Annotated in this window: 17 protein-coding genes; 9 read left to right on the forward strand and 8 right to left on the reverse strand. The window is 42.3% G+C overall.

Translation table 11 applies throughout. The features are described 5' to 3' along the window. Positions 1 to 250: 250 nt before the first annotated feature. The 7 genes from AU255_RS04130 to AU255_RS04160 all read left to right on the forward strand — a co-directional run bounded on the left by AU255_RS04130 (position 251) and on the right by AU255_RS04160 (position 8,676). The gene (locus AU255_RS04130) at positions 251 to 1,018 is read left to right on the forward strand and encodes a DUF3450 family protein (RefSeq protein ID WP_080521698.1); all 768 of its coding nucleotides are present in this window, start codon (positions 251 to 253) and stop codon (positions 1,016 to 1,018) included. Further along, positions 1,018 to 2,514 (forward strand): MotA/TolQ/ExbB proton channel family protein, encoded by a 1,497-nt coding sequence (locus tag AU255_RS04135; RefSeq protein ID WP_080521699.1) that lies wholly within the window; start codon positions 1,018 to 1,020, stop codon positions 2,512 to 2,514. Before AU255_RS04130 ends, AU255_RS04135 begins: the two co-directional genes overlap by 1 nt. Positions 2,515 to 2,519: 5 nt before the next feature. Continuing rightward, on the forward strand, positions 2,520 to 3,113 hold the full coding sequence (locus tag AU255_RS04140) for a MotA/TolQ/ExbB proton channel family protein (protein ID WP_080521700.1): 594 nt from the start codon (positions 2,520 to 2,522) through the stop codon (positions 3,111 to 3,113). A gap of 28 nt (positions 3,114 to 3,141) precedes the next feature. Continuing rightward, positions 3,142 to 3,546, forward strand: coding sequence for an ExbD/TolR family protein (locus AU255_RS04145; protein WP_080521701.1), 405 nt, complete (start codon positions 3,142 to 3,144; stop codon positions 3,544 to 3,546). Positions 3,547 to 3,557: 11 nt separating this feature from the next. Further along, a complete protein-coding gene (locus AU255_RS04150; protein WP_080521702.1) occupies positions 3,558 to 4,184 on the forward strand; it encodes an energy transducer TonB in 627 nt (208 codons plus the stop codon). Positions 4,185 to 4,216: 32 nt separating this feature from the next. After that, positions 4,217 to 5,377, forward strand: coding sequence for a tetratricopeptide repeat protein (locus tag AU255_RS04155; protein ID WP_143735849.1), 1,161 nt, complete (start codon positions 4,217 to 4,219; stop codon positions 5,375 to 5,377). A 167-nt stretch (positions 5,378 to 5,544) separates the two neighbouring features. After that, positions 5,545 to 8,676 carry a TonB-dependent receptor domain-containing protein gene (locus AU255_RS04160; RefSeq protein ID WP_080521704.1) on the forward strand — a complete coding sequence of 1,044 codons (3,132 nt, stop codon included), beginning with the start codon at positions 5,545 to 5,547 and terminating at the stop codon, positions 8,674 to 8,676. A 162-nt stretch (positions 8,677 to 8,838) separates the two neighbouring features. Here the strand turns inward: AU255_RS04160 and pmbA are convergent, their stop codons facing one another. The 8 genes from pmbA to AU255_RS04200 all read right to left on the reverse strand — a co-directional run bounded on the left by pmbA (position 8,839) and on the right by AU255_RS04200 (position 19,450). Beyond that, positions 8,839 to 10,170 (reverse strand): metalloprotease PmbA, encoded by a 1,332-nt coding sequence (gene pmbA, locus AU255_RS04165; RefSeq protein ID WP_080521705.1) that lies wholly within the window; start codon positions 10,168 to 10,170, stop codon positions 8,839 to 8,841. Positions 10,171 to 10,336: 166 nt separating this feature from the next. Beyond that, positions 10,337 to 11,782 (reverse strand): metalloprotease TldD, encoded by a 1,446-nt coding sequence (gene tldD, locus AU255_RS04170; protein WP_080521706.1) that lies wholly within the window; start codon positions 11,780 to 11,782, stop codon positions 10,337 to 10,339. 3 nt (positions 11,783 to 11,785) lie between these two features. After that, positions 11,786 to 12,607, reverse strand: a complete 822-nt coding sequence (locus tag AU255_RS04175; RefSeq protein ID WP_080521707.1) for a carbon-nitrogen hydrolase family protein — start codon at positions 12,605 to 12,607, stop codon at positions 11,786 to 11,788. Positions 12,608 to 12,637: 30 nt separating this feature from the next. Beyond that, positions 12,638 to 16,162, reverse strand: coding sequence for a YhdP family phospholipid transporter (locus tag AU255_RS04180; RefSeq protein WP_080521708.1), 3,525 nt, complete (start codon positions 16,160 to 16,162; stop codon positions 12,638 to 12,640). A 15-nt stretch (positions 16,163 to 16,177) separates the two neighbouring features. After that, complete coding sequence (gene rng, locus AU255_RS04185; protein ID WP_080521709.1) at positions 16,178 to 17,632, reverse strand: ribonuclease G; 1,455 nt, start codon at positions 17,630 to 17,632, stop codon at positions 16,178 to 16,180. Beyond that, positions 17,625 to 18,200, reverse strand: a complete 576-nt coding sequence (locus AU255_RS04190) for a Maf family protein (RefSeq protein ID WP_080521710.1) — start codon at positions 18,198 to 18,200, stop codon at positions 17,625 to 17,627. Before AU255_RS04190 ends, rng begins: the two co-directional genes overlap by 8 nt. A gap of 2 nt (positions 18,201 to 18,202) precedes the next feature. Then, positions 18,203 to 18,670, reverse strand: a complete 468-nt coding sequence (gene rlmH / locus AU255_RS04195) for a 23S rRNA (pseudouridine(1915)-N(3))-methyltransferase RlmH (protein WP_080521711.1) — start codon at positions 18,668 to 18,670, stop codon at positions 18,203 to 18,205. Positions 18,671 to 18,715: 45 nt separating this feature from the next. Further along, complete coding sequence (locus AU255_RS04200; protein WP_080521712.1) at positions 18,716 to 19,450, reverse strand: substrate-binding periplasmic protein; 735 nt, start codon at positions 19,448 to 19,450, stop codon at positions 18,716 to 18,718. Positions 19,451 to 19,741: 291 nt separating this feature from the next. Here AU255_RS04200 and AU255_RS04205 point away from each other — a divergent pair, with 291 nt between their 5' ends. Next, positions 19,742 to 20,113, forward strand: a complete 372-nt coding sequence (locus AU255_RS04205) for a YajD family HNH nuclease (protein ID WP_080521713.1) — start codon at positions 19,742 to 19,744, stop codon at positions 20,111 to 20,113. Further along, positions 20,110 to 20,667: a DNA-3-methyladenine glycosylase I gene (locus AU255_RS04210; RefSeq protein ID WP_080521714.1), complete on the forward strand. Its 558-nt coding sequence runs from the start codon at positions 20,110 to 20,112 to the stop codon at positions 20,665 to 20,667. Before AU255_RS04205 ends, AU255_RS04210 begins: the two co-directional genes overlap by 4 nt. Positions 20,668 to 20,745: the final 78 nt, after the last annotated feature.

The following is a 20,745-nucleotide window of genomic DNA, read 5'->3' on the forward strand; positions in this document are numbered from 1 at the left end:
TTAAAGCAATACTCCGAGTATTCAGGTTTGCGGTTTTGATCCTGAGTTGATTTTTGCTGAAATCAGGGTACTGAAATAGGGACATAGCTAGCTAAGCATCAATGTTCTACTCATCTAAAGATCGAATAAATTCCCTGGCAACAAGGGGGCAGCATTGCCTGTCCATAAAGATGAGTTTCATTCTGCGCATTCGTAAGTCACTTACTCTAAGCAACCTGTTCAAGAATTTAAAAAAATTAATCTAGTTACTATGTTGGTAAAAATATTCAAAATTTCCTATCTGGTTTGCATATCGATATGCATGGCCTGGCTTGGCAATGCCAATGCCGAAGAGCATGAAAATCTGGCTAAATCCTTGTCTAAAGTGCGTGGTGAAGTTGAAGAGTTACAAATGCAGTTTGATCTTGCCAAAGAAAATCATCATAACCAGATGTCTTCTCTGGCATCACAAATGACTGATCTGGGAGTTGAGGAGCGTCGTCAGAATATCAGTATTGAGAAACTGCAGCAATCACTGGAAAAATTTCAGCAGGAATCCCAAAAGGCAGCTGTCTCAAATGATGGCCTAAAGCCAGTATTGATTGAACTTATCACGCGTTATCGTGTGTATGTCAGAAATGGTTTTCCGTTTAAAGTCGAAGATCGGCTGAGCGATGTCAATAAGTTGGAAAGTCAACTGAATAATAACTTGATTGATGCCAAAAAAGTCGTTAACAGGATGTGGGCATTTATTGAAGATGAAATACGTTTGAGTAAAGAAAATGGTATTTATCAGCAAACCATAGAACTAGATAATGAAAAAGTGCTCGCAGATATTGCCAAGCTGGGCACCGCATTAATGTACTTCCAGACGGGTGATAAACGCGTGGGAATGGCCAGTCGCAAAAGCGATGGTAACTGGCAATATCTGGAAACGACTAACAATCAGGAAATTGAACAAATAGCGATGCTATTTGATTCCCTGAAAAAACAAATCCGCCAAGGCTATTTTGAATTACCTAATCCGCTGAAGTCATAATGAAGAAATTACTGTTATTCCTGACGCTACTTTTTATCAGCGTAGCGCAATCCGCTGAACCCACAGGCACACAAGCTACAGGTGTAAATACTGACGGCACTCCAGGGCCTGCCGCTGAAGCAAAAAAAGATCCAGTGGGTCCTGTGGTGGAGCCGATCGACTTAAAAACGGCTTATAAACGCGAGTATGCTTTTTTAGATGCGCAAAAAAGAGAGCTGCAAAAGCGCTTGCTTAATTTCAAGAAGAAGTCGGCCAGTGATGAACGTAAATTAATTAATAAAATTGATTCATTGGAACGTGGTTCGGTCAGTCGCGCAGAAAAAATTGATCAGATTTCCGCGCAGTTAAATACAGCAGAACAAAATAATACAGCAGGGATGGAACGTGATGAAGTGCTACAAATGACTTATTCACAGGCTGAAGCTACGCTAAAAAAGTATAACATTGAGACGGATACCAAAGTTAATTACACCTTGGGTACGGATGAAGAAAAAGTAAGTTTTCTGTTTGATAATGCGTTGGCATTGGTAAAAAGTCTCGGTGAACTACGTAAAACGGAAGGTAAATTCTTTCTCAACAGTGGCAAGGAAGTTGAAGGTGATCTCGTTCTGTTAGGCAATATCGCTGCCTATGGCATCAGTAAAGAAGGTAGTGGTGCTTTAGTGCCTGCAGGCGCAGATAATCTGAAATTATGGCGCCAACCGGCACAGACGACAGCCATAGCATTAGATAAAAATGAACAGCCTGAGCAGTTGAAAATATTTTTGTTTGAATCACGCGAAAAGGCCATAGAAGAAACGCCTGAAAAAACCTGGCTAAGTGTAATTGAATCGGGTGGTGTGATTGGCTGGATTATTGTCTGTTTAGGTGGCTTTGCTGCGATACTGATTTTTGTACGTATTTATCTTTTATACATCAATAGTTCTGATACACAAAAATTGACCGAACAGATTACCCGTCTTTTATATGCAGGGAAAATGGAAAAGGCGAAGCAAATATGCCAGACAGGGCATTGTGCAATTACTCGCGTTATGGAATCAACCTTGCGCCATATTAAAGATGACCGTGACCATATGGAAGATATTATTTCCGAGGCAATTTTACAGGAATCGACAGTCTTGAATCGCTTCGGCACATCAATTCTGGTCATTGCTTCAGTCTCCCCCTTACTTGGATTGTTAGGCACTGTGACTGGGATGATTTCAACTTTCGATATTATTACCGAATTTGGTACGGGTGATCCTAAACTGTTATCTGGTGGTATTTCTATTGCATTGGTCACAACTGAACTCGGGTTGATTGTTGCTATTCCAACATTATTGTTTGGTTCTTTATTATCGGCCTGGTCGGAAAATATTAAGCTGGATATGGAAGTCGCGGCTTTGCGTATTACAAATACACTTTTAAGCGCCACTGAACAAGGTAAAGTCGTGACAGACATGATCGATAGCGGCGGAAAAAATGATTATTTACTAAATACTGCTCAAACTAGCTAATAATCATGGACTTAAACGATATTTTCTTATCCGTTAAAAGCCTGTTTGTCTCGGGTGGTTTTGTTATGCCACCGTTGCTGATATGTACTATGTTGCTTTGGTATGGTCTTGGCTATCGCTACTGGACGCTAAAGGAAACCTACCGTATAGGTGTGCGTGATATGTTGATTTTTTACCAGAAAAACCCGCAAGCACCTGTATCAGGAATTCTTGATACTGCTGTTAAGCAGGGTTTGGCGCTTCAGCAGCAAGGCTATCTTAATTTACGCCGTCATCTGGATAGTGCATTTTCTGACTATGACAAGGAAATGCGTAAATATGCCGTATTGATCAAGATTATTGTCATGATTTCTCCCTTACTGGGGCTTTTAGGTACTGTGTCAGGCATGATCGAAACCTTTGATTCTTTAGCTTCTATGGCCTTATTTACCCAGTCGGGCGGCATTGCAGGGGGAATTTCCCAGGCTTTATTTACCACGCAGATGGGTCTGGCGGTCGCGATTCCCGGAGTATTAATTCAAAGCGTCTTGAACAGACGACAAATCAATCTGCAAACCGATCTGGCACAAGTCAAAGATTTGCTTTGTAGCAACGTCTAACTTTCTAACTTAATCCCTACAATGTATTATGCGACGCAGAGAAACCCAACAACTAGATACTAGCATTGATATTGGCCCATTGATTGATATCGTATTTATTTTATTGATATTTTTTATGGTGACGACAACTTTTGTCAAGGACATGACGCTAGAACTGGAACGTCCAAGTGCCAGTAGTTCGACGATGGCTTCCAGCAAAGCCATTCGCCTGTTTATTGATAAAACCGGAGATATCTATTTAGACGGCGAACCTATCAGAGTCTGGCTTATACAAAGTAAATTGCGTGATTTATTAAGCACTTCTACGCAAAAATCAATTTTAGTCGTCATTGATGAAGGTGTGCCCTCTGGCAAACTGGTTGAAGTCGTTGATCAGGCCCGTTTAGCGGGTGCGAAAAGTGTTGGTGTCGCAACTGAAAAAGAAGCGGGTTAAAGAATTGTAGTATGAAGGTTAATAAAAATGTGGTGGCCGTCATCTCGATGATGATTGGTCCTATTCTCGTGTTTGGCTTAGTGCTGGTAATGAACCGCTATGCTTCAGATCTGGATCAGGAAAAGGCCGTTAAAACAACACAGCTTGATATCGTTAAGCAAATTAAACCCAAGGCAGAAAAGAAAGTTAAAAAGGTGCAACCCAAACGCGTGCGCAAGACTGCACGGGCACCGGTTCCATTTAAAGGCTTAAACTCATCTCTATCTGGGATAGACCTTGGCATTCCTGGCTTAGGAGGCGCTCTGGATGATTTAAACAATAGCTTACTGGGTAAGACCGGCTCGTCTATTATGACTGAAGACTTAGTCGATGTGGCTCCGAAACCGAAAATAAGGGGCTCTTTTAAATACCCGGCTGCAGCCAAGAAAAAAGGGATTAAAGGCTATGTGGTGCTATCCATTCTGATTGATGAGAATGGTGCAGTGGATCAGGTGCAAATACTGGAATCCAGTCCGTCCGGTGTATTTGATGAAGCTGCTTTACAGGGTATTAATGCCTGGCGTTTTGAACCCGCAAAATATGAAGGCAAGAAAGTTAAAGTCTGGGCAAAACAAAAAATCCGCTTTGATCTGTCATAAGTTTTTGGTGCTACAAATCTATATCTATTGCTATGAAAATAATTACTAAACCAATCCTGCTGTTATCAATGGCGATGATTTTGTTATCTGCTGCGCAAGCTGGCTGGGCTAAAAAAGCACCCAAAACAGATTTTATTTCCTTGGCAGCCACGATGCTCAAAGATGGTCACTATGATCGTGCTTTACTGGCCTTGCAGAGTGTCGATTTGGAGGATGAAACAATCGACCTGAAGCGCTTCTATACCTTGCAAGGTCTGGCGTATATGAATCTGAATGATATGTTTGCAGCAAAAGGTAGCTTGCAATTAGCCATTAAAAATGGCCAGCAAGACCCCGTTATCTATGTCTATCTGGCACAGGTAAATTATGCATTGAAGGAATATCAGCAGGTTATCGTTGCGGTAGATAAAGCGGGAGATATCGTGAGCAATTATCCGACGCTAATGGAAATGAAAGCGCAATCTCACTGGCAGTTAAAACAAAGCAATTTGGCCATAGAAACATTAAATACAGCACAGCAAATGTTTAGCGCTGATTACCGTTTTATGCGCCGTAAGGTTTTCTATCTGGTGGAATTAAAGTTATACCAGCAAGCAGCACAATTAGGTCAGCAATACCTTAACCTTTCAGCAGGGAAAGCGAGTGATTATATTGCCATTGGCAATGCCTTGCGTCTGAGTAAGGAATATCAGCAAACATTGCTTATTATGGAAGCTGCGCGTTTGAAGTTTCCAGATAATGTCACTATAGCCAAAGTATTAGCGCATACCTATATGGATATGGGTCAATTGAATTCGGGTGCTTTTATTCTAGAACAGGCGGCGCAATATGATCCCAAACTGATTGCTGAAGCTGCCGAAGTCTATCGCCGGGCAGGGCGTTTATATAAGGCATTGACCCTAAACCCCGTTATTCGTGACCATAAGGCCAAGCTGAAACAACGTCTGGCAATTTTTCTGGCTTTAAAACGCTATGAAAAAGCAGCAAATATGCAAAAAAGTTTATACCGCACCGGTTTACTGGATGATCAGAATATTCGCTATGCCCTGGCTTACGCGTATTTTTCCAGTGGTCAATTTACTGCGGCGAGTAAGCAAATCGATTATTTAACCGAAACTGATTTGTTTAAAAAAGGGCTCGAATTACGTCGCATGATGGAAGCCTGTAAAGAGGAACCTTGGCAATGTGCCTAAAACAATCAGCAAATAGCTAAGGCTTAGCTGTTGTTACTACTAGTGCGCCACCATAGCCATTAACTAAATCCTACTCAATCAATCCCGGTACTGTTCACTGCTGTTGCATTGCTTTGTTTAATAAAAGCAGCCTCTTTATTAATGTACACAATAACCACACATAAATCATGAAACTTCTGTATCGTCCTATTGTCATTTTTTTACTATTGGTAACGAGCAGTACTATGGCTTGGGCTGGTGACAAAGCTGAATTTTCCATCTTTCTGTTTCTTAAAGGCAGGCCCGTAAATGATGCGGAATTATTAATCAACGGTAAATCTTTTGCTGATTTTAGTGAAAGCGGAAGTGTCTTTGGTCGTCTTGCTCCGGGAAATTATCAACTGACGATCAATCGCCAGAATAAATCATTCGGTTTCGCGCTCACCTTACGCAAGAATGAAAATGTACAGGTTATTCTGACATTTCCTGAGTTTAAAGGAGAGCCGATACTGCATATAGAAAGTAATATCGCAGCAGGTACTAATATTGGCGGCAGTGCCGAAGACATGATTAAGGCCGAAAAACTCGGCGAAGGCTATATCACCGCAACAGTTGTTTCTGCAGAAACCAATAAGCCGGTTAAAGATGTACAGGTGTTTCTTAGCGGTCTAAGTGAGCGCTATAGAACTAATGCGCAAGGAAAGTTTAAAGCCAAAGTTCCTGTCAGGGAATACAGTATTTCCTTATTGCATTCTGCTTTTAATACGCAAACTAAAGACAAGGTTGCTGTAACGAAAGACCAAACCACCGACTTAAGCTTTAAACTAACCCCTGCCGGGGTTGAACTAGCTGAGTATGTGGTTCTAGAACCTTTTCTTGCAGGCTCGGTGGCATCTGTTATTGAAGAACAAAGAACCTCGGCATCGGTGACTACGGTAATGGGTTCAGAGCAAATCAGCCGCAATGGTGATTCGGATGTGGCCAGTGCCTTAAAAAGAGCTGCAGGGTTAACAGTTGTTGGTGGACGTTTTGTTTTTATTCGTGGCCTGGGTGAGAGATATTCTTCAACACTGGTGAATGGTGCTGCGATCCCGAGTCCCGATCCGACTCGTAGGGTTGTCCCGCTGGATTTATTTCCCACCAGTTTTCTGGATAGTTTACTGGTGCAAAAATCTTATTCTGTGGATCGGCCTGGTGAATTTGCCGGAGGCACCCTGGATATGCGTACCAAGCAGGTCCCGGAAGATTTCTTTTTGAACATTTCTGGACAAATAGGATTTATCACCGATACAACATTCTCAGATGGCTTACGCTATGATGGTGGCTCAACTGACTGGATCACTTTCGATGATGGTACGCGTAAGCTTCCTGATTCCATTGCCGCTGCAACATCCGGTGGTTCAACCTTAAAGCCGCAAACGCCATTTAATCCTGATGGGTTTACATCTAAGGAATTAGAAACCTTTGGCCAGGATTTATCTAATGTATGGGATGTCGAACCTGAAACTATAAATCCGAATGGCCGTTTTGAAGCATCGATGGGAGATTTGTTTAATATTGGAGATTTTACTCTGGGTTATACCACTGCGACGCGCTGGAAACAGCAATGGAATACAGTCGATGAGCAAAGAAAACAATATTCATCCTCTGGTAGTGATGGTAAAGGCGGATTGATATTGACCGAGGAGTCTAATTTAAACAAAACCCTGCGTGAAACTCAGATAAATGCCTATTTAGGACTGGAAGCAAGCTATAAAGAAAATCACCGTCTGTATACAACGACCATGTGGTTACGCCAGGCCTTTGATCAAGCGAGTATTGAACAAGGTTATAGTGAAGGCGAAACGGGTAGTCGATACACACAATTAAGGTGGACAACTAATCAATTATTTATGCAGCAAGTTGGAGGCGATCATTTATTTCCAGAGCTGCATAATCTTAAATTCGACTGGTTATACAGTAATTCAACCGCTGATTGGGAACAGCCCAAAACAAGAGATTATCGTTACGATGAAAATCCTGATGGCTCCTACTCTTTTTCTCGTCGGGCGGACAGTAACCAGACTTCGTTTGGTCAACTAACCGATAAGGATGCAAGCTGGCGTTTTGATATTAAACTGCCTTTTGAGTTTGATAATAATTTTGCTATCTCATTAAATAGTGGCTTTATTGACCAGCAAAAAACTCGTGAATCCTCGATCCAGCGCTTTACTTACACACCTGTTGGACCTGATGCCAGGAACCCAGCCGTACTGGCTCAGCCTTCATTGGAAGATATTTTGCAGCCTGAATATATTACTCCCGATGGTTTCCAGATCAGGGAAACAACTCGCTCGACAGATAATTATAATGCCAGCCAAGCATTGATTTCTTACTACGGCCAACTGGATATGAACTTTTTTGATAATGTTCGTCTAACCGGTGGATTGCGTTGGGAAGATAACGATATGTTTGTCGAAACTTTTGCGATATCGGGTGCTAACAGTGATCCTGTTACTACGGTAGTAAAGAGAACAGATATGCTGCCTGCTGTCGCGACTACCTGGTTTATTACTGACAAACAACAGCTCCGTGCGAGTTTTAGTCAGACGCTGTCCAGGCCCGATTTTAGAGAATTGTCCCCGGCCCCGTTTACTGATCCAAGTACTGGAAATGAAACCACGGGTAATCCCGATTTATTGCAAACAGGGATTGATAACTATGATGCCCGTTGGGAATATTATATGTCAGCAAATGAAAACTTTTCGCTTGGATTTTTCTGGAAAAATATGACTGACCCGATAGAGACTGTTTTTTTGCCGGGAACAGCGGGTTTATTAACCTTTCAGAATGCGGAAGCGGCCACTCTATATGGTATCGAGGTTGAAGTATTAAAAAATCTGGATATTATTCATCCTGCTTTAGAGGACTTCTTTATAGGCAGCAACTATACCTGGTCGCAGTCTACAGTTCAATTGAGCGAAAAAAACACCGAAGCACAAACGTCTAGCAATCGTCCTTTACAAGGGCATTCACCGCATGTGTTCAATTTTCAGCTGGGTTTTGATAATGCCGATTGGGGAACACGTGCCACCTTGCTTTATAATATTACTGCAGAACGGATCGTCGCAGTTGGTTTATTAGGCGCACCGGATAAATATGCACAACCCTTTAATCAACTGGACTTTATTGCTACCCAGCAGATCAATGACTGGTTGTCGGTAAAAATTAAAATGAAAAACCTGATTAATGATGAAGTACAAATAACACAGGGTGATAAAACGACGCGATCATTTACTATCGGACGTGAATTTACTCTGGGGATTGATCTAAGGTTTTAAGTTATATTTCGCGCGGCCGCTAGAAAACTGCATCCGTGGCCGCGCGAAGTATATTAGTACGAAAAACACAAAAAAGCAGGATGGGCATGCAGAGCATCTGCTCATCCCGCATAACTCAAGTAGACATCTTTGGGCTTGAAGGGGAGGGGCAAGCACTCAAAACTATTCTCCGGCGATCGCCATTTCTTCAATTAAAATAGAGCCGGTGCGAATATTCCCACGCAAATCTATATCATTGCCTACCGCCAAAATATGTTGATACATATCTTTAAGGTTTCCAGCAATAGTAATTTCTTGCACAGGGTATTGAATTTCGCCATGCTCAATCCAAAAACCTGAAGCGCCTCTGGAATAGTCACCGGTAACGGGGTTAACACCTTGACCCATTAATTCAGTGACTAGCAAGCCGGTATCCATTTGCTTGAGCAACTGGCTTAGATCTTTATCACCTGCTGTAATACATAAATTATGCACACCACCAGCATGCCCCGTTGTTTGCATAGCCAATTTACGGGCGGAATAAGTGCTTAACAGGTAGGTATTAAGAATGCCCTCCGTAACAATATTATTGGCTTTGGTTGCTACTCCTTCAGCGTCGTAACAGGCACTGCCCAATGCGCCTGGTAAGTGCGGCTGTTCATAAATATGGATAAAATCAGGAAAGATTTTTGTATCCAGGCTGTCAAGTAAAAATGATGATTTACGATACACACTGCCACCACTGATAGCACCGAGAAATGAGCTGATGAGTCCGCTTGCTACTTCGGCAGAATATAGCACCGGGGATTTGCGTGTACTTAAACTACGTGCCCCAAGGCGCTGTATCGTTCTTTGCGCTGCTTTAGTGCCTACTAATTCAGCACTTTCCAGGTCTTCATGCTTACGTGCTACGCTGTACCAGTAATCGCGCTCCATATTGCCATCGCGTTCACCCAATACTGAACAACTAATGGAATGGCGGGTTGATGCATAACCGTGTAAAAAACCTAAACTATTACCAAAGATACGTATGCCCTGATAGGTATCAACTGAGGCACCTTCAGAATTGCTAATATGCGGATGGTAATGACGCGCGCTATCTTCGCAGTTTATGGCAAGATTAATGGCGTCTGTGGCACTAATATCCCAGGGGTGATATAGATCCAGGTCCTTAAAATCGGTGGCAAGTTTATCTGGATCGGGTAAGCCGGCATAGGGATCTTCACTCGCGTAACGCGCAATACTGCATGCGGCTGTAACGGTCTCTCTGATTGACTGGGCTGATAAATCGGTACTACTTGCGGAGCCTTTTTTCTGACCAAAATAAACTGTTACGCCCAGACCTTGAGAGCAGTGATGTTCTATGGTTTCTACCTCACCCAGGCGAGCATTGACTGATAAACCGGTATCGACACTTAATCCAGCATCTGCAGCAGTGGCACCCTGGTTTTTAGCTTCTAGCAGTAAATCGTGAATAGTTGATTCCAGGCTGCTGATTTCTTCTTGAATTTGCATAATCTATAAGAGTGTGGGCTATGCGCTACATAGTCTATAAAAATGAGAATAAGACCAAAACCACAGTTTTTAAACTGTTTCTCGAGTTTAGTTTAGGTAGGGGATACTCTCGATTTTTGTAATTTTTAGTAAAAAATATAATTCTGATACCGTCTCTGGGCCGTCACTATACGTTAGTGCCACCAACAGTCAGGGCATCAATTTTCAACGTGGGCTGACCGACACCAACCGGGACACTTTGACCTTCTTTGCCGCAAGTGCCAACACCACTGTCTAAAGCCAGGTCATTACCCACCATGCTGACACGTGTGAGTACGTCAGGGCCGTTGCCAATCAGTGTTGCTCCTTTGACTGGCCGGGTTATTTTTCCGTTTTCAATTAAATAGGCCTCGCTGGCTGAAAAAACAAATTTTCCTGAAGTTATATCGACTTGTCCGCCGCCAAAATTCTTGGCGTAAAGGCCATTTTTAACCGATTGCAGAATTTCCTCAGGATCACTTTCGCCTGGAAGCATGTAAGTATTGGTCATACGTGGCATCGGAGTATGAGCATAGGATTCGCGTCTACCATTCCCTGTTGGCTGAACACCCATTAAACGGGCATTAAGTTTGTCCTGCATATAACCCTTGAGAATACCGTTCTCAATTAAAGTCGTGCATTGTGTGGGTGTACCTTCATCATCAATAGACAGTGAGCCACGACGACCCTGTAAAGTGCCGTCATCAACCACGGTACATAGCGGTGAGGCGACACGTTCACCTACCCGGCCACTAAAGGCAGACGTTCCCTTACGATTAAAATCGCCTTCCAGTCCATGACCGATGGCTTCATGTAATAAAATACCTGGCCAGCCTGAACCCAGCACAACAGTCATAGTACCTGCAGGGGCAGGTACAGCATCCAGGTTAACCAATGCCTGTCTAACCGCTTCCCGGGCATAGCCCAGTGCCCGGTCATGATCAAGGAAATAGAGATAATCAGCGCGTGCGCCACCCCCCATACTGCCTTGTTCGCGACGGCCTTTATCTTCGACAATTACACTGACATTCAAACGTACTAAAGGGCGTACGTCTCCGGCCAGTGAATCGCCCTGATTGGCAATCAGGATATGATCCTGTACTCCGACCAGGCTGATGATGACTTGTTCAATACGCGGGTCCAGTTTTCGCGTCTCGGTATCAATTCTACGTAAGAAGTCTACTTTTTCCTGATCGCTTAATGAGCTTAAGGGATTGATAGGTGTATACAGCTGCGGGTAAGATTTATGCGCGGGCATTGGCACATTTGCCGTCTGGCCCTGGCGTGCAATGGCTTGCACATTATTTACGGCGGCCAAAAGTTCGGTCAGGTCAATTTTATCACTGTAGGCAAAGCCAGTTTTTTCACCTGATAATGCACGTACACCAGCACCTTGTTCTATATTATGACTGCCTTCTTTGATAATGCCATCTTCCAGTACCCAGGATTCATAATGGCTGGATTGAAAGTAAATGTCGCCGCTATCAACGGCACCATTTAGCAATTGATCCATTACCCGGTAAATATGACTTTCCTGTAAGCCAGTGGGGACTAATATAGCCTGTTTGGCGGTGTGTAAAGCTGAGTTGTGCATTATTTATCCACAAATAATTTGACGGTGCTGGAGCACGGGAAAGGTTTCTCGTGTTTTACGTAAACGAACGAGATCAATATCTGCAGCAACAAAGCCTGCATTGGTTTTTAGACATTCCAGGATGCTCCCCCAGGGGTCAATGATCATACTATGACCATAAGTCTGTCGACCGTTGACATGAAATCCACCTTGATTGGGTGCAATAACATAGCATAGATTTTCTACCGCACGAGCTCTGAGTAACAACTCCCAATGAGCTGCCCCGGTTTTTTGCGTGAAAGCGGACGGGATTATCAGCACTTCCATGCCTTGTACTTGCATGTTGCGGAATAGCTCTGGAAAACGCAGGTCGTAACACACGGCTATCCCCAGTTTACCAAAAGGGCTGTCAATAACTAAAGGCACGTTACCTTTGGAAATAGTGTCGGATTCACGGTATATCTCGTCACTTCCTGGCACGTGGACATCAAATAAATGAATTTTGTCATAACGGGCAACACGTTCACCGAGATCATTGTAGATCAGGCAAGCTGCCATAACTTTGTTGGCATTGTCTGGGTCAGCAATAGGTATGGTGCCAGCAACAATCCAGACAGCATATTTTTTTGCAGTCGTTGCTAGAAAGTCTTGAATCAGGCCGGACCCGTCTTGTTCCTTCTGCTTGATTTTATCTAATTCATGGTGTCCCATTAAAGCGAAGTTTTCTGGTAAGGCGACTAATTTTGCACCTGCCTTGACAGCTTCGCTAATTAAACGCTCGACTTCTGTTAAATTAGAACTGATATTGGGGCTGGATGCCATTTGAATGGCGGCACATCTACTCATATAAAATCTCGAATAACGGTGGGTCTTTATTTATGGCGTGGTTGTGGGGTCGTCATTTAAGACGGAGCTAAATTGGCGATTTATCGTGAAGTGTTCCCAGGTGCCTTTTATTTGATATAGCAAGCTTACGATAAGGCCACCTGGTTGTTCATTCCCAATAAAGGTTTTACTCACTGCATTAGCAACATTTCCGATAATTGTACCAGCTATTGGAAATTTAGGCAGGACTGTTGCCAGTAGGTCAATTTGTTCGCTGGCCAGGTTGGTGGAACCAGAAATATAAATTTTTGCCGGCATGGCATTAATTATCAAGTCTTTAGTTTTGACTGAGCCTTGATCGATGGCGAAATGCCCCGTTGATTCAGAAAAGCTTAAGCCTGATTCGGTAATATCAGAAAAATCAAAACTTAGACGTTTACCTAGCTTCCAAATATCCAGTGCTCCCAGAACTCGGCCTAAACCTGGGTTTACACCTAAAATACGACCGTTGCTTAGCTGGGTGTCCACTGTCCCTGACAGGATGGACTTTGAAACCTCATAAGGGGCTGCAGGCCAATTTAGAACAAAATTAAGTTCGGCTGTGGTGTCAACAATATCGTTAAAAAGCTTTGTTCTGGTTAAAAAAGTACCAAAATCCTGACTCAGGAACTGCCCGGAAATAGAGCTGGAATTTTGCTGATTATGTTGCTGCCAGAATCCTGAGAGGGATAGGCTATTGTTCAATGAAGAAAGATCAAATTGTTTAATTGCTAAACCTTGATCAGTGGGCTGTGTTTGTAGTTTCAGTCTTCCAAGATTAGTGTTGTTCCAGTAAAGTTCCTCGCTGTTTAGCTTGATACTGGGCAGATTTTTGACTATTAAGGATGCGCCATCGCTTTTCATGTCAATTTCTTGTAATGCAGAAAGGTCTAATTCTTTTAACGATAAACTTATATCAGATTTGTTATTAAATTCGAGTGGTATAAAAACACTGCCACTTGCTATGGGCGAATGAATAATACCTTGCCAGTGAGGGGGGATTTTTTTGAGTTTGATATTCACCCTGTTTTGTAGTTTGAGTGGGTTCTCATAAGCGATATTAAAAGTATCCAGGCCTGATGGTGCAATACCAAGTTTTATTGACAGCGAGTGGATTTGCGCTTTTGGCTTGGATAAGGGCGAGAAGTGTATTGCTGTGCCGACTAAATCCGAGTTTAATTGAATAGTGCATATTTGCTCACTATTTTTCGGGAACTCAATTTGTGTATGGTAGTCAGAGCTTCCGCTAGCATAAGCCCATGCAGGGTTTGGGAATTGTTTAGCCAGTTGTTTAATGGATGTTCGTCCTGAGACCTTTGTAGATATAGCTTGATTATTACTGCTAATTTCGGCAGTTAATGGAAATCCCAGAGAAATTGCGCTGATGTGCTTGCTAAATACGCCATTTTCAGTAAACAGAAAATCAGCTGTTATATCTGAAATAGCAAGATCTATAGGGGTAATAATAGCGCTGGCATCTTTTGTTTTGGCTTTAATATTAGCTTTCAGAGCTTGATTGGCCAGAGGGATTTTTAGATCAACATGGATATCAGTTGAGCCTTGTATATCAACAACATCATTGATTGCAGTGACCTGATCCTTGAAGGGCGAATGCGTTAAATAAAGGACTGTATCGGATAAACTGCTTTTTATATTACCCTGAATATCTATATATTGACTCTTTCCAAAAGAGTCTATAGAAACGGTTGCATTTTGAATTGTCGAATCATTGGCGCGGCCTTGGTGAATGTCAATATTCATGCTATCAGAAAAAAAACGCACTTGTGCAGCTACATTCTGTATGTCTTGCCAGTCAGGTGTGTAGTGTAATTCAACATCTTTAGCAGCAAATAATATTTCAAAAACACCTTTATGCTGCGCGAAAGGGTAATCGGCTAATGCTCCTCGAAGGATTACCCCGCCTTGTTTTGCTGTGCCTTTAACAAAGGCGTGGTCTAGCCAGTCCACTACTTCGGGGTCAAGAATGCCACTGGGGAGATACTGTGGTGTGTGTGAAGCATCCAGTATATCAAAAGAGCTTTGCATACTCAGTGTAGGCTCATCCTGTTGCGGTAAAGTGAGTACAAATTTAGTACTGGTTTTAAAGTGCTCTGTATTGAGTTCTACCAGAGGGCTGCTGATCACCCATGCATCTGAGTGCTGCCAGTGTAATTCGCCCAACGCGTGGTTAAAATCAAAAGGGTTTCTAAATAAATTGGGTGCTGCAAAATTGAGCCGGGATGAACTTATCTGAATTAGACCTTGTTGCTCAGAACCTTTGATATAGGCTTCCAGGTTATTAATACCTGGAATATTCTCCATAGGTCGGGTTTTGATGCCTGATAGCTGGGCATTAACTGCAAAGGTTTCCTGGCTTGGGTTGGAGATTAAAAGCAGGTCTTTTACTTCTCCTTCTAGGGCAATTGTTTTTAATTGCTGAAGTAAATTATCGGGTAATAGTTTATTAAGCAGGATGATTTTGCTTATCGGTTCCAGGGGTAACAGCGGACTGTTAATTGCAAGATGAGTTACATCATCTTCAGTATTGAACTCTATTGCAAGCGCCAGTTGAGCCAGTGCAAGGTTGATATTTTTTGACTTTAGCACCGAGTCTTTAATGCCAAGACGCCATTGTTGTTGATGTTTTTGTAATATGAAATTCAGATCTAGCAGGTCTATAGGAAATTGAGCGTTGTTATTATCTTTTATCTCGGCATGCACAAGATTTATTGACCCGCGCATTTGCGTCATTTGTGCTGCTTGCCACTTGCTCCAGATACTAAAATTGCCACTGCCCTGAGTAAATGCAAAATCAAAGGGCAGGTCTCCAGTAATAAATTTATCAAAATGAATGCCTAGTCCCTGAACAAACAGCCGGGCATTAATACTTTCCGGAACAAAAAAATCACCGCTAAAATCTATGACCATGTGTAATGATTTGCCTAAAGATTCAGGAAGGTCGGTGCTAATAAATATTTTGTGCTGACCGGCATCATTATTCAGGGTGATATTGATCTGTTTAAATTGCACGGGGGCAGCATTACGTTTTTCGTCATGCCATAGTATTTCACTATTAATAAGCTTGTATTGTTTTCCACGCATAAGCCAGGTAGGCTGCTTGTTGTCATCCGTGTTTGGCAATCCCTTTATATTGATAGCGCCTGATTCCATGCGGGTTACCGACAGATCTGCACCTATTATTGATATTTGTATTGCTTCCAGGAATGACTGTTGTATGGCTGCGAGCATACTGAAACCCAGATGAATTTCCTGTAAATGTACAGGTGTGGCATTGTTTTGTTCGGAATGTACGGCAATATTTTGCAAGGAAAGTTCAGGCTTGAGACCATTTAATACACCTTGTATATTCGCAATGGTAACTGGCGCCCCCAGGTGTTTACTGAGCAGAGCTTCAATATCTGTTTTGAAAAAATCCAGCTCTGAAAGAGCATAACGCAAGCCACTGATACTGATGGCAAAAATCAGAATAGTCCAGAAAAGTACACGGACAAATCCCCATTGAATATGCTTTATCATTATATCTTGTGACTATTAAAGTAAAACCACATCATATTGTTCCTGGCTATATTCGGACTCTGATCTGAATTTGATGCGAATATTTAAAAAGGCTTCTAATTCAGCTAATACATCAGCCTCTTCATCAAGTAATTTTTCGACCACAGGATGAGAGGCTAATACCAGAATTTCCTGCACATTGTACTGCTTTACTTCACGAATGATTTCACGAAAAATTTCCAGACAAATAGTTTCTGCTGTTTTAAGTTCGCCTCTGCCAGCACAGGTAGAGCAAGGTTCACAAAGGATATGTGCCAAACTTTCACGGGTCCGCTTGCGGGTCATTTCCACCAGTCCCAGAGCCGATACTTCAGTGATTTTGGTTTTTGAATGACATTTATCCAGGGTTCTTTCCAGTGCTCGTAAAACCAGTGATTTATGTTCTTCGCTTTGCATATCAATAAAATCAATAATAATAATACCACCGAGATTACGCAATCTTAATTGACGAGAAATCGCCTGGGCAGCCTCAAGATTGGTTTTAAATATAGTCTCTTCCAGGCTTTTACCTCCAACATACCCCCCGGTATTAACATCGACTGTGGTCATTGCTTCGGTCTGGTCAAAAACAAGATGACCGCCTGATTTTAAGCCAACCTTTCGCCCAAGCGCTTTTTCGATTTCTTCTTCGATATTATAAATATCGAATAAAGGCCTCTCGCGCGTGTAATGTTCAATGATGGGTACAATATCGGGGACAAATTCTTCAGCAAATTCTATCAGGCGCTGATAGGTTATGCGTGAATCAACTTTTACCTTTTCAATATTATCAGTATATAGATCACGTAAAGTACGGACACTTAACGGTAAGTCAGAATGAATAAGTGCTCTAGGCTTTGCGAGTGGAATTTTTTCCTGAATGGAGTCCCATAATTGCAGTAGAAATAGCATATCGGATTCTAAAATAGATTCATCAATACATTCTGCTGCGGTTCTGGCGATAAATCCGCCGGACTGGTGTTCTATCTGGAATGCATTTTGAAAACTACGTAAACGATCTCTTTCAGGTTCATGCTCTATGCGCTGAGAAACGCCACCTTTTACAGCATAAGGCATATATACCTGATAACGGGATGGAATGGAAATTTCCGTCGTTAAACGTGCGCCTTTGCTACCAATAGGGTCTTTGGTGACTTGCACAATGATGTGTTGATTTTCAATTAAATAATGCTCGATATTTTCTGAGCCTTTTTGTTCTAATTCCTTGCTGGATAAACCAGAGATATGTAAAAAGGCGGCACGCTCCAAACCAACGTCAACAAAGGCTGCCTGCATTCCAGGCAAAACACGGCAAACAACACCTTTATAAATATTGCCGATTAAACCTAGCTGACGTGTACGTTCAATGATAACTTCCTGGACGACACCATTTTCAACGATGGCAACCCGTGTTTCCGGTGGGGTAACATTAATCAGAATTTCTTCACTCATTGAAAATATTTATTCCTTCATTGCTTAATAGTTGTGCAGTCTCAAACAAGGGCAACCCCATAATGCCTGAGAAACTACCGTTAATGTTTTTGATAAAGGTACTGGCTAACCCCTGAATGGCGTATGCGCCTGCCTTGTCATCCGGTTCACCTGTATGCCAGTATTGTATAATTTCCTGTGCAGTAATGGCACGAAAAGTAACATCAGAGACACTTAAACAGTGCTGGGTGTATCGTCCGCGTATTGATACAGCGCTAAATACCTGGTGTGTATTGGCTGATAAGAGGCTTAACATTTCCATGGCATGTTCCAGACTTTCCGGCTTGCCCATGATTTTATCACCCAGAACAACAGATGTGTCTGCTGCTATAACAACGCTATCTTCCGGATAATGCTGGTGTATGGTATGAGATTTTTCATCAGCGACCCGCAGGACATAGTCGGCAGGAGATTCGTTGCACAAAGGTGTTTCATCAATATCGGCCACGTGTATAGTATGTGCCAGACCCAATTGTTTAAGTAACTCACTTCTGCGCGGTGAGGCAGATGCTAAAATTAAAGCAGGCATAATTAACGATGATAAGGGTGATTATTAATAATGCTCCAGGCACGGTAGATTTGTTCTGCTACTATTATGCGTACCAGGGGATGAGGGAAAGTCAGTTTAGATAAGCTCCACGACTGTTGCGCTGCCTCTTTTACTGAATCAGCTAAACCTTCAGGCCCTCCGACCATTAGCGCAATATCCTGTCCGCTGTCTAGCCAGTTTTGCAAAGCTTCTGCCAGTTTCTCTGTTGTCCAGGCTTTGCCGGGGACATCCAGAGTAACGATATGACAGTTTTTAGGTATCGCAGCCAGCATCCTTTCTCCTTCATCATGGACGATACGTTTAACATCGCTGTTTTTTCCGCGTTTGCCGGCAGCAATTTCTTTAACAATCAGTTGACACTCCCGGGGCATACGTTTGGTGTATTCTTCGTAGCCTTGCTTTACCCAGCCAGGCATTTTCTGCCCGATGGTAATTAAATATATTTGCACTCTTAATAGCCGCCTGATGTGTTTTAAAAAGAGAATTAAATTAACTCAGTATTTATATTTACTGACGATCTGGTCATAACTACCGTCTTGTTGCATCTCTTTAATCGCTTGATTAAAATCTTCAATAATTGTTTGTGCTGCTTTATTCGACCTGCTGACGGCCAGATAGAGTTTTTTTGAAGTCAATGCGGGTTTGATAAATTCAAAAGAGTCAACATGCTTAGGTAAAAATTTCTCTAGCATATAATTAATCGCACGTTCATCACCCAGCGTGAGATCTATAGTGCCGTTATTAAGTTTTTGTAAATTTTGTACAATAAAATTCTCTGGAATTTTAATCAAACCACGCGCATTGTTAAAGCTTTCATCGTAAGCATAATTACGCACCACGCCTATTATCAAACCCTGTAAATCTGCAAGGCTATGGTACTCTATGGGTAGATTTTTCTTTTTAATAAAACTGATAGTGTTGGTCAGATAAGGCTCGCTATAGACCAGATACCGTTCACGTTCGGGTGTTTTCCAGATTGCACAGGTGGCATCAAATACACCTATTTCGACGCCTTCCAGGGCTCTTTTCCAATTGTAAATATGCAAGGTTGGCTGATAGCCTTTGCGTTGTAATGCCTTATCAACCAGTTCCACAGCTAAACCCTTTCTCTGGAGAGAATCATCCACATAAGGTGCCCACTGGCTGCTGACGATGCTAATTGCCTGGGCTGAACAAGATTGTATGAACAGGTTGAGTAAGATCAGGAGCAGAAGAGGACGTAGAATCATAAGTCAATAAGAGGCTGGAATATTGATAAAGTTTTTCTGCCGCTATTCTATTATGAATTGAGATTTACAGCTATCTTACAAGATTATAAATTGAATTTATAACTGGAATTGATGGACCGAATATGGGTTGTTTCGAGACCTGGTTGTAAAATATTTAGTGTCATATCCAAATAGTCATCATTTGTCGATACTGCTAGTTAAGATATTTGATACGCCCATCTTTTAAAATTCCATAAATGAAATCCTGTGAAGTTATATAATGAGTTTTTTAATTTTGATGAATGAAACGTTATGGCAATCAATAATCAACACAATATGAGTGCATCAGCGCGACTTGTTGCTGAGGCACGTAAACACCAGACAGACCGTGAAAAAACCTATCGTGGCCAGGCATTGAAAATGTACCCCTGGGTTTGTGGACGCTGCTCTCGAGAATTTACCAATGCCAATCTGCAGGAATTAACGGTACATCATAAAAATCATAACCATGATGATAATCCGGCCGATGGCAGTAACTGGGAATTATTATGCCTCTACTGTCATGATAATGAACATTCAAAATATGAAGAAATGCGCTTTGGCAGTGCTAAACAAGAACAGCAAGATAACTCAGGCGGTTCACATAACCCTTTTGCAGGTTTGGCTGATCTGTTAAAAAAGTGAATAAATGTCCCTGGGCACTCTCCAGTGAAATGGAAGAGCACTACCATGACACACAATGGGGTGTGCCGGTACACGATGACCGGTTATTGTTTGAGATGCTTATTTTAGAAGGTGCTCAGGCCGGTTTAAGCTGGTCCACGGTATTACGCAAACGAGATGGCTATTGCAAGGCATTTGATAATTTTGATGTGCAAAAAGTTGCCCGCTATACTGCGCAAAAGCAACTGGAATTACAAAGTAATCCCGAGATTATCAGAAATAAATTAAAAATAAGTTCGGCGGTCATTAACGCGCAGGCGTACATCGCCATCCAGGAACAACACGGCAGTTTCGATACTTATATCTGGTCTTTTGTAGACGGCCAAAGCATCAAAAATGCCTGGAACACGATGCAGGAAGTCCCCGCAAATACCCCGGAATCGGACTCAATGAGTAAGCGCTTAAAAAAGGCAGGTTTTAAATTTGTCGGCACCACCATTTGCTACGCCTATATGCAGGCGGTAGGGATGGTTAATGATCATCTGGTGACTTGCCCAAGATATAATGATGTTTAGTAGGGCGCGGCTTTAGCCCGCCTTGTACAGCAAGATAATGGCGGGCTAAAGCCGCGCCCTACGAAGAAAGAACGGTAG

The sequence above is a fragment of the Methyloprofundus sedimenti genome (assembly GCF_002072955.1).
GTDB lineage: Bacteria > Pseudomonadota > Gammaproteobacteria > Methylococcales > Methylomonadaceae > Methyloprofundus > Methyloprofundus sedimenti.

Excerpts from the sequence above, each read along its gene's own strand:
- AU255_RS04130 (WP_080521698.1), top strand. The coding sequence starts at position 251 with ATGTTGGTAAAAATATTCAAAATTTCCTATCTGGTTTGCATATCGATA.
- AU255_RS04135 (WP_080521699.1), top strand. The coding sequence starts at position 1,018 with ATGAAGAAATTACTGTTATTCCTGACGCTACTTTTTATCAGCGTAGCG.
- AU255_RS04140 (WP_080521700.1), top strand. The coding sequence starts at position 2,520 with ATGGACTTAAACGATATTTTCTTATCCGTTAAAAGCCTGTTTGTCTCG.
- AU255_RS04145 (WP_080521701.1), top strand. The coding sequence starts at position 3,142 with ATGCGACGCAGAGAAACCCAACAACTAGATACTAGCATTGATATTGGC.
- AU255_RS04150 (WP_080521702.1), top strand. The coding sequence starts at position 3,558 with ATGAAGGTTAATAAAAATGTGGTGGCCGTCATCTCGATGATGATTGGT.
- AU255_RS04155 (WP_143735849.1), top strand. The coding sequence starts at position 4,217 with ATGAAAATAATTACTAAACCAATCCTGCTGTTATCAATGGCGATGATT.
- AU255_RS04160 (WP_080521704.1), top strand. The coding sequence starts at position 5,545 with ATGAAACTTCTGTATCGTCCTATTGTCATTTTTTTACTATTGGTAACG.
- pmbA (WP_080521705.1), bottom strand. The coding sequence starts at position 10,170 with ATGCAAATTCAAGAAGAAATCAGCAGCCTGGAATCAACTATTCACGAT.
- tldD (WP_080521706.1), bottom strand. The coding sequence starts at position 11,782 with ATGCACAACTCAGCTTTACACACCGCCAAACAGGCTATATTAGTCCCC.
- AU255_RS04175 (WP_080521707.1), bottom strand. The coding sequence starts at position 12,607 with ATGAGTAGATGTGCCGCCATTCAAATGGCATCCAGCCCCAATATCAGT.
- AU255_RS04180 (WP_080521708.1), bottom strand. The coding sequence starts at position 16,162 with ATGATAAAGCATATTCAATGGGGATTTGTCCGTGTACTTTTCTGGACT.
- rng (WP_080521709.1), bottom strand. The coding sequence starts at position 17,632 with ATGAGTGAAGAAATTCTGATTAATGTTACCCCACCGGAAACACGGGTT.
- AU255_RS04190 (WP_080521710.1), bottom strand. The coding sequence starts at position 18,200 with ATGCCTGCTTTAATTTTAGCATCTGCCTCACCGCGCAGAAGTGAGTTA.
- AU255_RS04200 (WP_080521712.1), bottom strand. The coding sequence starts at position 19,450 with ATGATTCTACGTCCTCTTCTGCTCCTGATCTTACTCAACCTGTTCATA.
- AU255_RS04205 (WP_080521713.1), top strand. The coding sequence starts at position 19,742 with ATGGCAATCAATAATCAACACAATATGAGTGCATCAGCGCGACTTGTT.